The sequence below is a fragment of the bacterium genome, from assembly GCA_040753085.1.
In the GTDB taxonomy this organism is placed as follows: Bacteria; UBA9089; JASEGY01; order JASEGY01; family JASEGY01; genus JASEGY01.
On the sequence record JBFMHI010000068.1, the window covers coordinates 1 to 13119 of the forward strand.

Below are 13119 nucleotides of genomic sequence, written 5' to 3' on the forward strand. Positions count from 1 at the left end.
AAGCTTCGCGCTATCAACCTCAGCGATGATATGGACAAGTATTGGGATTTCCATATCAGAGAGGAACAGAAACGTCTTTACGGGACTTACGAATGGAAAATGGCTGCATGAAAAGTAGCCACACCCGGTACAAAAGGAGATGAAACTTAACCCATAGCACTATAATCTGTAATGAGCTTACTTTTTTAACTTGATTTTGAGTAGATACGAAATAGCGTTGTTTGTTTCGGCCTGGTTCATCGTTTCGGCCATTTACGAATAGCATTCTGTCAAGCGGGTGTCTGGTAGCCTAGTGCCTGGTGGCCTGGTGTTCCGCCTACCAGACAACCAGACTATCAGATACCAGACAACCAGATGTCCCGAAACGATGAACCTCGCCTTTGTTTCTCTATCTCAAATCTCTATCTTATAATGTATCTTAAAGAGGTAGAAGATTACTTTGTCAAACAAAAGGGACGGGGGTTAATCCTTTCTCCTAACGACTTGATGTTAATCAAGGGCTGGCAGGAAAAAGGGCTTCCCCTGGAAGTAGTTTTAAAAGGCATAAAAAGAACCTTTGAGAATCTTAAGGATGGAGCTCGAAGGATTACCGGCCTATCTTACTGTCAGCCGGAAATACTTCGGGTATGGGATGAGTATCGGGAAAGTAAAGTTGGGTCAGTGAAGGTAAAAGAAGAGGAAGAAGATTTCATCCCCAGAAAGATCGATAGCCTAAAAAGAAAGCTGCTGGTTTTAATAGACAAGTCAGAAAAGGCCCACCTGCGAAGTCTGCTGAAACAAACCTGCCAGAAACTAAATCGATTGAGGTTTAAGATTGAGAGAAATCGGATAAAGGATTTCGATCAAGTCGAGAAGGAACTTGCCGAAATTGATCAACAAACGCTAAGCAAGTTATTTACGCAATTGGATGAATCCGAGAGAAAAAAGATAGAATCAAGTCTTAGGGATCAACTTCGGGCTGAAGAGTTAAGGATGTCCAAAGAAGCTTATGAAGAAACACGCTCATTTTTAATTAAAAAGGCCGTCCGAAACAAGTTCTGTCTGCCTGCCCTCAGTCTTTATTCTTAAAGTAGATACCTTCTTTCCTCTCGCCGATCTCTTTGGAAAATCTTCAAAATGTGCCTATTTTTCCCTTGACATCCCACCTCAAGCTATGATAAGGTGAATTATGTAACTTTGTAACCGGTCACCACGGAGACACGGAGACACGGAGAATGATTTTAGAAAAAGCAGTTACAGAGCAAATAATTGGGGCAACAATAGAAGTTCATAGGCATTTAGGCCCTGTTTTGAGAGACGGAATTAAGAGACTTGTCCTTTAGATTTTTCTCAGTGTCTCTGTATCTCCGTGGTGAGGTGAATGGTTACAAATCAAGAAGTTCTGGACGAGCCTCTGGCCAATCGCACCCCAACGACCAAGGTGAGCGGCGGCGGCCTTTATCCCGCCGCCCGCTCCACTGCCGGGTTAGGCATTTTTCTTTGAGATTTTTTTATATTCCTCTATCTCTTTGACAATATCATCAACTGTATATTTATCGAAAAATTTTTTGCGTTCTTCAGTATAATTTCCGAAACCTACAGAAAAATAGTTGATGAATCTCACTGTGTTTGCAGTACCTAATTGAGATGTCAGAATATGTATAGCGTCGCTTATAACTTCATACATGGGTCTTTGTTCAATAATCATAAGTTAATCTCCTTTATTATATCTGTCGGTAAAAGCGCTTTTATTTTGCACACTTTCTTTGACTTTGCCTTTTTAACGATTTCGTCATCGCAGGTACAAAAGAAATCGGCATTGCCTGCTTCCGCAGAAGCCAAATGCAAAGCGTCAACTCCTCTGAATCCCAATCCTTCCAATTCAACCGCACGTTTTCTGATTTCTTCTGTAAGAGGTACATCCACTCCGGCTTTTTTAAGGACATCTTCAGCATATTCCCGTCTGATAATGTTCTGACAGTTTCTGATTTCATATCTCAGAATATCCGAAGTAATCAAATCAGCGCAATTCCCCTTACAAAAATCTATCAGCCCGAGTATTGAGTCAGCTTCAAGTATGATTCTCATCTGATTTTTTGTATCCAACGGTCTCTGAATACCGCAGGTATCAATGTATATTTCATATTGACAATCATCATGTTGTTTTTATTAAAGATGTTATAAGTTCAAACAACTCCTGAGGATTAGCTGATAAGAATTTTGATCTTAGGGTAAATTCTGAAGAAGGCTCATAGAAGTGCCCCCCAGATGTTTTTTTTAGGGCTTTGAGCCTTGTAGTGTTGAATTTTAGTATATAAAAATGAGTAAGTCAAGTGAAAAGTTGAGGAAAAGAGGAAAACTTTTAGGGAGGTAGATACCTTCTTTTCTCTCGCCGATCTCTTTGGAAAATCTTCAAGATGTGCCTATTTTTTCCCTTGACACCCCACCTCAAGCTATGATAAGGTGAATTATGTAACTTCTTAGAGTCTACCCCAAATAACAGAAAGGAAAGACTTATGCGGCCGGTCTGTCTTATTATTCGTGATGGTTGGGGTTACAACGAAAACCCTAAAGGAAACGCCGTTATGGCGGCTAATACCCCTAATATTGATGCTTACAAAGAAAGGTATCCCTGGACTATTTTAGAAACATCCGGTGAAGCCGTTGGTCTGCCGGAGGGTTATCAAGGCTCCAGTGAGGTAGGACACCTTAACATGGGGGCCGGCCGGGTGGTCATTCAAGAACTCAAAAGAATTGACGATGGTTTACGTGATGGTTCGCTTTTTGAGGTTGAAAAATGGAAGAATCTGATAGAAAAATGGAAGACCAGCCAAAGTCGGTTTCACCTTCTGGGCCTATTGCAAGATGAGGGGGTGCACGCTCATCAGGAGCACCTTTTCAAGATAATGCGGCGGGCGCGGCGTGAATTCCCTGGCGGAGAAATAATAATCCATCCTTTTCTCGATGGCCGGGATACACCTCCCCGCAGTTGTTTGGAATACCTTGCTAAACTTCATAAGGTAATGCAGGAAGTCGGCCATTGTAGAATCGGGACAGTGATGGGACGTTATTACGCCATGGATAGGTCAAAGAATTGGGCTTTAACCGATACAGCTTATTATTGTATTGTCGGGGCGGAAGGGCGTAAATCTTCAAGCCCGGAAATGGCTGTCAAGGAATCATACCAAAAGGATAAGACCCCCGACAATGTGGATATGTTTGATGAGTATATTCCACCCTATTGCCTGGACGATTACGAAGGTGTAATGGATGGGGATTGTCTTCTTCATACCAACTATCGGCAAGACCGGGCCATTCAACTTAGCAGGGCCTTTGTTGACCCGAACTACCCAGGCCGTCTTAAGAATAAGCCCGAGGTAACATATCTGGGGCTTACCCGCTACTACGATGAGTTCACGGAGTATATGCTTGGGCCGATGAATGTGAGCGGGGGGATGGAAAATCTTCTGGGAGAGGTAATCTCAAAGGCCGGCTTAAGACAGCTTCGTATCTCCGAAACCCAAAAATACAGGCATGTAACTAGCTTCTTTAATGGAAAAGTAACCGCACCTTATCCTGGTGAAGATCAGGTAGAGATAAAAAGCCGCTTTGATCCGGCCACTTTTGCCAGCCATCCGGAAATGGAGGCCTACCACGTAACCGAGGCGCTTCTTAATCGCCTTAAAAAAAATCCTTACGCCTTTATCCTGATCAATTATGCTAATGGTGATATGGTGGGGCATACGGGGAATTTTGATGCTGCCAAAAGAGCCATCGAAATTGTTGACGAATGTGTGGGAAGGTTGGTTAATAGGCTTTTAGAACTTGAGGCTCATATACTTATCACGGCCGATCACGGCAACTCTGAGCAAATGATTGACTACGAGACAGGTATGGTAAAAACCAGCCACACCACCTTTCCGGTAGAATTCATTTATGTGGCCCGAGATTCTTTAGATAAAAAACTTATCCCACGAGGCAAGCTGTCCGATATCGCGCCTACTGTTTTAAATCTCTTTTTACTTGATATCCCCAAAGAGATGACGGCTAATTGCCTTTTCTTAGGCTTCACTCAGAAATAATTTCAGTGACTGGTTACTAGGAGAATAAAATTATGAAGGCATTAGTGCTGGCCGGCGGTCAGGGAACAAGGCTCAGGCCGCTTACCTATACGATGGCCAAGCAATTAGTTCCGGTAGCTAACCGACCTATACTTCACTATGTAATGGATCAAATCTCAAAGGTGGGGATCAAAGAGGTGGGGATTATTATCTCTCCTGAGACTGGTGAGGAGATAAAGAAGTCTCTGTCGCCAAATACTTGGAATTTCAATTTCTCCTTTATCCTTCAGGACAAACCTCAAGGTTTAGCCCACGCCGTCAAGGTAGCCCGGCCTTTCCTGAAAGAAGAGCCTTTCTTGATGTATCTGGGCGACAATCTCATCGGTCAGGAGATTAAAGGTTTTGTAAGCGAGTTTCAAGACACAGGGCCTGATGCGATGATACTCTTAAAGGAAGTTGATAATCCCCAGATGTTTGGAGTGGCTGAGGTAGATGAGCAGGGAAAGGTAAAACGGTTGATAGAAAAGCCTAAAGAACCGCCGTCTAATCTGGTATTAGTGGGGATATATCTTTTCTCTAAGGCTATTCATCAGGCCATCGATGAGATAGAACCCTCCTGGAGGGGTGAATTGGAAATAACCGATGCTATCCAGCGCTTCATTGAGAAGGGCAAGAACGTGAAGAGTTTTATCCTTAAAAAATGGTGGCTGGATACCGGGAAAAAGGATGATCTATTAGAGGCCAATTGTGCGGTCCTGGATGAGTGGATCAGCCGGGAGATAAAGGGTGACATCGACCACGAAAGCAAGATGGTAGGCCGGATATTTCTCTCGGAAGGGGCAAAGATTGAAAGGAGCAGTATTCGCGGACCAGTGGTGATCGGGGAAAGGACGGTTATTAGAGACTCCTTTATCGGTCCCTATACCAGCATTGGCAATGACTGCCTCATTGAAAACGCTGGTTTGGAGCATTCTGTTATCCTGGATAATGCTAAGATTGGCCAAATAGAGAGATTGGAAGATAGCATCATCGGGAAGAATACGGTGGTTATAAGAGAAGAGTGTGCTCATCGGGCCTTGCGACTTATGATCGGGGATGATGCCGAGGTGAAGATATAATCTGAGATTGCGAATCGCGAATCGCGAATCGCGAATCGCGGATTTATCCCCAATCCGAAATCCGGGCATCGTTTCAAAATGCTGAAATAGCAGCTTTACACTTTTAGCAATTTTAGGCAATGTGTGCAGCAAACATAAACAGCCTTTTCCCGCTCTGAAAGCCAGTTTGGGACTTTTTTGTGTTCCGGTTGGAGAACAAAAAGTGTAAACCGATCTCTCCCTTCTCAAGTAGCGATTTGAAACGATGCCGAAATCCGAAATGGGAAAATCCGAAATCCGAAATCCAAATCCAAGATATAATCTGATTGCGGATTGCGAATTGCGAATCGCGAATCGCGAATTGCGGATTTATCCCCAATCCGAAATCCGAAATGGAAAAATCGTAACCGTTCAGCCACAAAGGCACAAACTCGATGCTCGATGCTCGATCCTGGATACTGGATCCTTTACCAGCATCGAGGATCGAGCATCGAGCATCCAGCATCATGTGCTGAACGGTTACGTAATCTTTGTGCCTTAGTGGCTGAATAGTTACAATCCGAAATGGAAAAATCCAAAATCCGAAATCCGCAATGGAAAAAATCCGCAATCCGCAATCCGCAATCGTATTAGTCACCGGAGGGGCGGGATTTATTGGGAGTAATTTTATCCGCTATATCCTAAAGGCGTATCCGGGGGACATAGTAGTTAATCTGGACAAACTTACCTATGCCGGTAACCTGGAAAATCTAGAAGAGATTAAGAATGCTCAGGGATACCGGCTGATCAGAGGAGATATTGCTGATCGAGAGCTGGTTAACCGACTGTTTGAGAAAGAGAGATTTGACCTGATAGTAAACTTTGCCGCTGAATCTCACGTGGATAGAAGCATCCTGGATGCGGCGCCCTTTATTGAGACAAATATTAAAGGGACCCAGGTTCTTTTAGAGGCTGCCCGCTATTATGGAGTGAAAAGATTTCTCCAAGTTTCAACCGATGAGGTCTATGGAAGCCTGGGCCAAGAGGGGCTTTTTAGAGAAGATTCTCCGCTTAGGCCCAATAGTCCTTACGCCGCCAGTAAAGCCGCGGCTGATATGCTTGGCTCCACCTATTACAACACTTATGATTTACCGGTAATTATCACCCGAAGCTCTAACAACTATGGCCCCTACCAGTTTCCGGAAAAGCTGATACCTTTGATGATTCGCAATGCCTTAAATAACATAAAATTACCGGTATATGGCCAGGGGAAGAATATTAGGGACTGGCTTTATGTGGAAGATAACTGCCGGGCCATTGACCTGATTTTAAGAAATGGCCGGGTCGGAGAAGTTTATAATATTGGAGCAGATTGTGAAAGGGAGAATCTGGAGATAGTCAAGCTTATTTTGAAGAAGCTGAATAAACCGGAATCTTTGATAGAATTTATAAAAGACCCGCGGGGCAAGGCCCACGATTTTAGATACGGGTTAGATAGCTCAAAGGTCCGAACCGCGCTTAATTGGATTCCCAGATATAATCTGGAAGAAGGGCTGAATAAGACCATCGAGTGGTATCTTAGTCATCAGGGCTGGCTGGAGAGGGTTGTTACCGGAGAGTATCTGGATTATTACCAGAAGGTGTATGGAATAGCCATCAGAAAATGAGGCTGGATTCTCGATGCTGGATGCTCGATGCTCGAGCATCGAGGATTATTTGGCTGCGGCCGGAGGCCGCCCTATGTTTACCTGGCGAGAGATTTGGCTCAAGATAAAAAAGAAGGGGAATGTGAAGTGGGGAGGCGGGCTTGTTTTTATCTTTGTGCTGGCGGCCTTCTTTGGACCACTGCTTGCCCCCTATGATCCCTTGGCCATCCGACTGGAGGAGAGGCTCACGCCACCGGGAGTTGATTACCTTTGTGGAACGGACAACCTGGGACGGGATGTGCTGTCCCGATTGCTTTATGGGGCGCGTATCTCTTTAGCGGTAGGGCTTATCGCTACTTCCCTGGCCACCTTAATCGGTCTCATCTTCGGCCTCTGGGCCGGATATTTGGGCGGTTGGTCTGACCGGTTGATTATGAGGCTGGTTGACTGTGTGCTGGCCTTTCCCGGACTTCTTTTAGCTATTGGGATAATGACGGTGGTTGGTCCGAGTCTAGTAACGCTTTTTATCGTGCTGGCCTTAGTCGGTTGGGCCGAATTTGCCAGACTTATTCGAGGCCTCGTCCTTTCTCTCAAGGAACAACCTTATATCCAGGCGGCTGAAGCGGTCGGCTGTTCCAGGATCAAGGTGATCGTATCTCATCTGCTGCCCAATGTTCTCCCGCTGGTGGTGGTAGCTGCCAGCCTTCGTATCGCCGGCTTCATCCTTACGGAAGCCTCCTTGAGTTTTTTGGGGCTGGGCGCTCAACCTCCCACCCCCACCTGGGGATCTATGGTCAGCTCAGGCGCCGATTTTCTGAGGGCAGCCCCCTGGATAAGCCTTTTCCCCGGGAGTGCCCTTGCCCTGGTGGTTATCGGCTTTAATCTACTGGGGGATGGGTTGAGGGATATCCTCGATCCCCGTTTGAGGTAAGGTAATCGGTGAATGGTGAAGATATTCTTGCAGGGCTTCTTCCCAGCAGGGCATCCTGCGGCCAATGGTTAATTCCAAACAAAGATTGGCCAGAACCGAATAGGCCGGCCTTGGGGCCGGACGAGCCAGTTCCTGAGTAGTAATAGGAATCAACTCACGGCGGATTCCGGAAAATTCCAGGATTTTAGCCGCAAATTCATACCAGGAACAGGCCCCCTGGTTAGTAATATGATAGATCCCGTAGCGGTGAGTAGGAATGAGCCTGGCTATCTCTCTGGCCAGGTCTTTAGTATAGGTGGGACTGCCCACCTGATCGCAAACTACCTTGAGAACGCCGCCTTCTCGAGCCTGCTTCAGGATAGTCCGGACAAAATTCTTGCCGGTCCGGCCAAATAACCATGAGGTGCGAACGATAACGAATCTATCCAGAAGGGCTTGAACATACCACTCGCCCGCCAGTTTTGATCTGGCATAGACCCCCTGGGGATTTGGGGGATCAAATTCATGATAGGGACTCTTTTTTTGCCCATCAAAGACATAATCAGTGCTAATATAAACTACCAGGGCCTTTATCTTCTGAGCAGCTAAGACAACATTCTGAGTCCCGAGGGCATTTATTTGGTAAGCCTGTTCTGGATTAGTCTCTGCCCCATCAACATCGGTATAGGCCGCGGCATGAATAATGACCTCTGGCCGGGCGGCCTTAATTTTTCTCCCCGTCGCCTCAAAATCAGTTACATCCAGATCAACTCGACCAAAAGGCAGCGCCTCATGTCCGACCTGTAGTTCTTCCACCAGGTCATGTCCGAGCATCCCACCAGCGCCGGTAACCACAATTCGCATCGTGCGACCTCACACCCTTAGTTTTTCTATCCCAAAGAGATTCAGAAGATCATTTACCTGATCTATATCCGAATAGAGCATCCCCCGTCTCTCCATCTCTCGCTTGGCCTCCCGGGTAAAACCGCTTTTACTGAAGATCCATTTAGTCGGATAATCAATCTTATAGCTCTCTATGGCTACTTGAGCCGCCTCTTCAAACTTAGTTATTATATCCTTGCCTATCTTTTTATCCCAATACTTACATTCTACAATCCAGGCAAATGTTCCTTCTCCTTTGACCAGAGAACCCATAATGTCGATCTGATACTGACGAGTGCCGCCTTTGACTCCGATTCCACTACCTGCCCCATCAGATCGGCATATTTAGCCTTAAACGTTCGATACTTAGAAAGCAACGATAGAGTTTCATACTATTCTCTTTGTCTTGGGATTATTACCACCAATTCATTTTCATTAGCTATTAGTTCAACATCGAGCCCAATGTAATCTTTTACCAGTCTTATCATTCTTCTTACCCCGCTGCCTAAATCTGTTACCATGCGGATTTTGGCAAGCATGTTATAAATATGAGGGTTTCTCAATACATGAGAACCACCTACTTTCATGCTTTCGATAGTTACTGTATTGGGCAATCTGCCCGGGCTATGAATTTCTATCCTATCCGTAAAAATTATAATCCTTATGGGCGCATTAATGGTATAATCACGGTGCAATGGCATTGACTACCGCTTCTCTCAAGGCAGACATAGGTAGTTCAAACCTTGTTTCCGGTTCAAAATCCTTTATGATGTGTTTTTCTTTGAGATAAATTTTAAAGAATCGCTCCGTATCTTCTATCATTTTAGGAATGATGTCATTAATATCCTTCTTATCCAAAGGAACTATCGCAATATCATCTTCTTTTATGTAAGCATCTACAATTCGTGCTTCACTTATGAAGTATTGAGGTTTCTTACCGAAAAATAAAAGACCCGTGATTGTGGGAGCCATACCTTTATTAGTTAAATGCAAATTTTTAAGGTATGATAATACCTCTTGTTCATCTATCTCCGAAATATCATAATAGGATTTCAGAAAAGATTTAAACAATTCTAAATCAATATCCTCTAAATTAGCGCTTTGGATGGATAACTCATCGTAATAAAGACCTTCGGAACTTTGAAACAATCTAAGAATCTCCTCTCTGCTTGCTTCTCTGCAACGATTAGAAGAACGAATATAAAATTTCCCTTTACATTGATCGTCGGCGCTGAGCGGCGGCGTTCACGCCGTCCGCTCCAGCGCATGGTTAGGCTTGTGTTCGTCTCGATCCTTATTTACCCTTACGACGCCGGATTCACGTATGTGCTCAACTAGTAAGAAATTCACTAGCGTCTCAACCGACACCCTTTGGGTATGGGCTCGTCGTATGAGTTCGTCCGCAACCTCTGGTAGAATCGCAATACGAATCGCGCGTTTGTTAGGCGTCTCAAATCGAAACCATTCTCCATCATCTTCCATGAAATCAGCGCTATCCAGATTGTCCCAGAAGACTGCTTCCTCTTCGTAAGTCTTGAATTCTGGTATTTGTAACTTTTTCATCTTCATTTTATTAGCCTCCTGTAGTTTCGCTTTTCGTTGTCAGTCATATCTCGGGTCGTGATAGGCTTGTACACTGTGCTCTTGACTTGCTCTAATACGACGAATAGGTAACGACCTTCCACGGTCTGACCGTATAAGCGATAACGATTACGTCCCTCACGATGGGCCAGATGCAACGAATCTTCGCACACTTCCCATACTTCACGAGGCTGAACATCATGCCGAGCAATATGTTCAATGCGATAGTCGTCCCACTCTAACTTGTCAATGTACATAGCCCACCTTTAATTCGGTACATTGTCCGCAGGGCTTCGCACCCCGTCATCAGCGCAACGGTAGCACGCCTGCGTAGGAACCGGCAGGAACATGCCGGGTATTCCAGGTCTTACCTGAGTACACTCAACTGTGCGACATCGTATCGCACTATAACGATAGAGATAAGGCGCGGGGGGCACTGACTCCAAAAAGAAGCCCGGAGCTATTCCCGTCGCCTTGATTGGCTTGTTACCCCTTCTCTATGCCGCTTTTTTGAGGGTGACATGCATGCCAGCTCTTGTTGCGAGGGTGATAAGCATTTCGAGGCTAAATCTTTCCCATTTACCTCTGATCAAGTCTGAAACCCTGGATTGACTGACGCCCAGGATCTCCGCGGCCTCGGCCTGCGTTAGCTTTTTTGCTTTGATGAACTTCCGGAGATCGGCCATAAGATCGGCTCGCATCTGAAAAATTGCGGCCTCATCCGGACGATACCCGAGATCAATGAATACGTTTCCAGAAGAATGAACAACGGCTTCGCTCATAAGTTACCTCCCATCTGTCTGTAACGCTGGCAAGCTAAATCAATATCGTGCCGGCTCGTTTTGCGGGTCTTCTTTTGAAATGTGTGAAGCACATAAACCGCATCGCGAAACTTAGCGACATAGACTACTCGCCACTCGCTCAATACGTGGATACGGATTTCTTTAACGCCTGGGCCGATCATCGGCATTGGTTTCCAATCACTTGGTTCGAGTCCGTTTTGAACTGCCCGGAGTTCGAAGCCTACCGCCCGGCGCGCTTCATCCGGGAAATTCCGCAGATCGTCCAGACTCGATCCTAAAAATCTAAGAGGCTTCATAGGGGTTACTACGTTCCTCAAAGTTGATCCTTTGGATGACTCAGGTGCGTCCTGTACGCCGGAGGTTCTACAATTCCGTGCAGGCAGTTAGCAGACCTGCATCCTGACCATAACCACTGACTCTGGGCAGAGGCCTTATACCTATTAATCCTCGTAGGTACGTCCTCGTTGACGACGCTTACAGACATTCAATTATCACCATATCATCCGTCCCTAGCCCTTAACGGAGGAGGATTCTCCGAGGGGTTCTCCTGTTGCCATTTGAACCCAATTCGGTACATTATCCGCAGGGCTTCGCACCCCGTCATCAGCGCAACGGTAGCACGCCTGCGTAGGAACCGGCAGGAACATGCCGGGTATTCCAGGTCTTACCTGAGTACACTCAATTTTGCGACATCGTGTCGCAAGCTAACGATAGAGCTAAGCTGCGTCAAAACCGCCCATCCAAAACAAACCAAATGTTAAATTAACAATCAGAACCTACTAAACGCTCAAATCTAAAATTCACGCACGCGGTTTTGACGTCAGCTTCAGTGACTTGTTAAGCTCAGGTATAATATTATCTGAAAAGTTGAGGATGACTTCCTGTACGATAAAGAACAAGTTCATCATCCTCTATCGCGTAAATCAGAATCCAATCAGGTTCGATATGACAATCACGCTTATTCTTATATTTGCCACTGAGGGGATGGTCATGGGATTCAGAAGGTAATTTCCGTCCTTCTGCAAGTTCCTCAACAATACTCAGTAACTTCTCAATATCTTTCCCACTTCGTAAAAGTCGTTTGATGTCTCGTTTGAACTGAGTTGTTCTCCGAATAGTCAGCTTCAAGATAACAAATCCTTTCGTAATTCTTCGACGGAATGAAATACAGGCATAGCGGATTTGTCTTCGGCAAATGCTTTCAAAGTCGTTTCATTCGGGACTTCAAGCTTGTCAAAACTACGTCGAATATCTTCATCTTCCAGAATATATCGTGCGACGGTCAGTCGGTCTTTTTTCGGCAATGCACGAAATACCCGATAAAACGCCTCTGCCATACTGATTGTCACAGATTGAGATTTTTCTGATTGTTTTTTTGATGTCAACATCTTTGCATTTCCCCCCTTTTTTCAATGCCTAACGCGCTGCGGATCAGGAGCAAGCCCGGAGGCAAACTTGTTTACCTCGGGGCTTGTCTGCTGCATCGCTTGTTAGGCGCACGGATTACTCCGCAAACATCTCAGCCAGCACTTCTAATACCGCCTTTTGCGTCGCGGGGCTAATCCGTCCAAGCAGCTTGACCAACCGCGTTTTATCCACCGTTCGTAATTGATCCAAGACCACCTGCCCCTCTTTACCTTGAAAGCGGCACGGCACGCGAGTCGGGTACACGCGGCCCCTCGTCGTCATCGGGGCAATGATGATTGTATTGATGTGACGATTCATCTCATCGGGCGAGACGACGAGACAAGGTCGCGTTTTCTTGATTTCGCTGCCGACCGTCGGGTCGAGATTGATGAGATAGACTTCAAAACGCTTGGCTACCATTCCCACTCATCCTGATCCCAACGCGTCGGCGTGGGTTGATCTAGGAGTTGATCATCTCCCTGAGCAGCCATCTCGCTGAACTGTTGCTCCCAGTTGTCGCGAGGGTGATGAGTGGGTCGAATCACAATCTGGTCCGACTCAACGGCCATCTCAACTTCCTCACCCAAGTCGAGTTGCTCTACCCAGACTTTCGGGATACGAACACCATGCGAATTGCCGATCTTGATTATCCGAGCTTTCAGGACTGTACTCATGGGGCACCTCGGGTTACTCGCCTGTAATTATACTTAAAGGTTGCTCGAAACTTTAGAGCTCATCTCAAACTCCTTATATGGCAAGCAGTTTGAAGTCTGG

The 13119-nt window shown here is 45.7% G+C and carries 20 protein-coding genes; 6 read left to right on the top strand and 14 right to left on the bottom strand.

The window, feature by feature from the left end; all coding sequences use genetic code 11:
* Positions 1-411: 411 nt before the first annotated feature.
* Both AB1797_08290 and AB1797_08295 read left to right on the top strand, forming a co-directional pair.
* Positions 412-1068 carry a hypothetical protein gene (locus tag AB1797_08290; GenBank protein MEW5767607.1) on the top strand — a complete coding sequence of 219 codons (657 nt, stop codon included), beginning with the start codon at positions 412-414 and terminating at the stop codon, positions 1066-1068.
* Between the two features lie 292 nt (positions 1069-1360).
* Positions 1361-1483 carry a hypothetical protein gene (locus tag AB1797_08295; GenBank protein MEW5767608.1) on the top strand — a complete coding sequence of 41 codons (123 nt, stop codon included), beginning with the start codon at positions 1361-1363 and terminating at the stop codon, positions 1481-1483.
* Here AB1797_08295 and AB1797_08300 read toward each other — a convergent pair.
* Complete coding sequence (locus AB1797_08300; protein ID MEW5767609.1) at positions 1466-1687, bottom strand: hypothetical protein; 222 nt, start codon at positions 1685-1687, stop codon at positions 1466-1468. The two genes, AB1797_08295 and AB1797_08300, sit on opposite strands and share 18 nt — an antisense overlap.
* Positions 1684-2067 carry a PIN domain-containing protein gene (locus tag AB1797_08305; GenBank protein ID MEW5767610.1) on the bottom strand — a complete coding sequence of 128 codons (384 nt, stop codon included), beginning with the start codon at positions 2065-2067 and terminating at the stop codon, positions 1684-1686. The genes AB1797_08300 and AB1797_08305 overlap by 4 nt, the downstream gene beginning before the upstream one ends.
* Positions 2068-2495: 428 nt before the next feature.
* Between AB1797_08305 and gpmI the strand changes: the two genes are divergently transcribed.
* Positions 2496-4061, top strand: coding sequence for a 2,3-bisphosphoglycerate-independent phosphoglycerate mutase (gpmI, locus tag AB1797_08310; protein ID MEW5767611.1), 1566 nt, complete (start codon positions 2496-2498; stop codon positions 4059-4061).
* 32 nt (positions 4062-4093) lie between these two features.
* Positions 4094-5158 (top strand): glucose-1-phosphate thymidylyltransferase, encoded by a 1065-nt coding sequence (locus tag AB1797_08315; GenBank protein MEW5767612.1) that lies wholly within the window; start codon positions 4094-4096, stop codon positions 5156-5158.
* Between the two features lie 112 nt (positions 5159-5270).
* Here the strand turns inward: AB1797_08315 and AB1797_08320 are convergent, their stop codons facing one another.
* Positions 5271-5645 (bottom strand): hypothetical protein, encoded by a 375-nt coding sequence (locus tag AB1797_08320; GenBank protein MEW5767613.1) that lies wholly within the window; start codon positions 5643-5645, stop codon positions 5271-5273.
* 85 nt (positions 5646-5730) lie between these two features.
* Between AB1797_08320 and rfbB the strand changes: the two genes are divergently transcribed.
* Both rfbB and AB1797_08330 read left to right on the top strand, forming a co-directional pair.
* Positions 5731-6783, top strand: a complete 1053-nt coding sequence (gene rfbB, locus AB1797_08325; protein MEW5767614.1) for a dTDP-glucose 4,6-dehydratase — start codon at positions 5731-5733, stop codon at positions 6781-6783.
* A 73-nt stretch (positions 6784-6856) separates the two neighbouring features.
* Positions 6857-7693: an ABC transporter permease gene (locus AB1797_08330; protein MEW5767615.1), complete on the top strand. Its 837-nt coding sequence runs from the start codon at positions 6857-6859 to the stop codon at positions 7691-7693.
* Here AB1797_08330 and rfbD read toward each other — a convergent pair.
* From rfbD to AB1797_08385, 11 genes are all read right to left on the bottom strand, one after another.
* On the bottom strand, positions 7646-8536 hold the full coding sequence (rfbD, locus tag AB1797_08335; GenBank protein MEW5767616.1) for a dTDP-4-dehydrorhamnose reductase: 891 nt from the start codon (positions 8534-8536) through the stop codon (positions 7646-7648). The genes AB1797_08330 and rfbD overlap by 48 nt on opposite strands.
* Before the next feature lie 9 nt (positions 8537-8545).
* Positions 8546-8899, bottom strand: coding sequence for a restriction endonuclease (locus tag AB1797_08340; GenBank protein ID MEW5767617.1), 354 nt, complete (start codon positions 8897-8899; stop codon positions 8546-8548).
* Positions 8900-8946: 47 nt separating this feature from the next.
* On the bottom strand, positions 8947-9255 hold the full coding sequence (locus tag AB1797_08345; GenBank protein ID MEW5767618.1) for an ATP-binding protein: 309 nt from the start codon (positions 9253-9255) through the stop codon (positions 8947-8949).
* On the bottom strand, positions 9239-9703 hold the full coding sequence (locus AB1797_08350; protein MEW5767619.1) for a hypothetical protein: 465 nt from the start codon (positions 9701-9703) through the stop codon (positions 9239-9241). The genes AB1797_08345 and AB1797_08350 overlap by 17 nt, the downstream gene beginning before the upstream one ends.
* Positions 9704-9799: 96 nt before the next feature.
* Complete coding sequence (locus AB1797_08355; protein MEW5767620.1) at positions 9800-10123, bottom strand: CopG family antitoxin; 324 nt, start codon at positions 10121-10123, stop codon at positions 9800-9802.
* A gap of 509 nt (positions 10124-10632) precedes the next feature.
* Positions 10633-10917 carry a helix-turn-helix transcriptional regulator gene (locus AB1797_08360; GenBank protein MEW5767621.1) on the bottom strand — a complete coding sequence of 95 codons (285 nt, stop codon included), beginning with the start codon at positions 10915-10917 and terminating at the stop codon, positions 10633-10635.
* Positions 10914-11234, bottom strand: a complete 321-nt coding sequence (locus tag AB1797_08365; GenBank protein MEW5767622.1) for a type II toxin-antitoxin system RelE/ParE family toxin — start codon at positions 11232-11234, stop codon at positions 10914-10916. Before AB1797_08365 ends, AB1797_08360 begins: the two co-directional genes overlap by 4 nt.
* 559 nt (positions 11235-11793) lie before the next feature.
* Positions 11794-12066 carry a type II toxin-antitoxin system YafQ family toxin gene (locus AB1797_08370; protein ID MEW5767623.1) on the bottom strand — a complete coding sequence of 91 codons (273 nt, stop codon included), beginning with the start codon at positions 12064-12066 and terminating at the stop codon, positions 11794-11796.
* Complete coding sequence (locus AB1797_08375; protein ID MEW5767624.1) at positions 12063-12326, bottom strand: hypothetical protein; 264 nt, start codon at positions 12324-12326, stop codon at positions 12063-12065. The genes AB1797_08370 and AB1797_08375 overlap by 4 nt, the downstream gene beginning before the upstream one ends.
* A 115-nt stretch (positions 12327-12441) precedes the next feature.
* The gene (locus AB1797_08380) at positions 12442-12771 is read right to left on the bottom strand and encodes a type II toxin-antitoxin system PemK/MazF family toxin (protein ID MEW5767625.1); all 330 of its coding nucleotides are present in this window, start codon (positions 12769-12771) and stop codon (positions 12442-12444) included.
* Positions 12759-13019, bottom strand: coding sequence for an AbrB/MazE/SpoVT family DNA-binding domain-containing protein (locus tag AB1797_08385; GenBank protein MEW5767626.1), 261 nt, complete (start codon positions 13017-13019; stop codon positions 12759-12761). Before AB1797_08385 ends, AB1797_08380 begins: the two co-directional genes overlap by 13 nt.
* Positions 13020-13119: the final 100 nt, after the last annotated feature.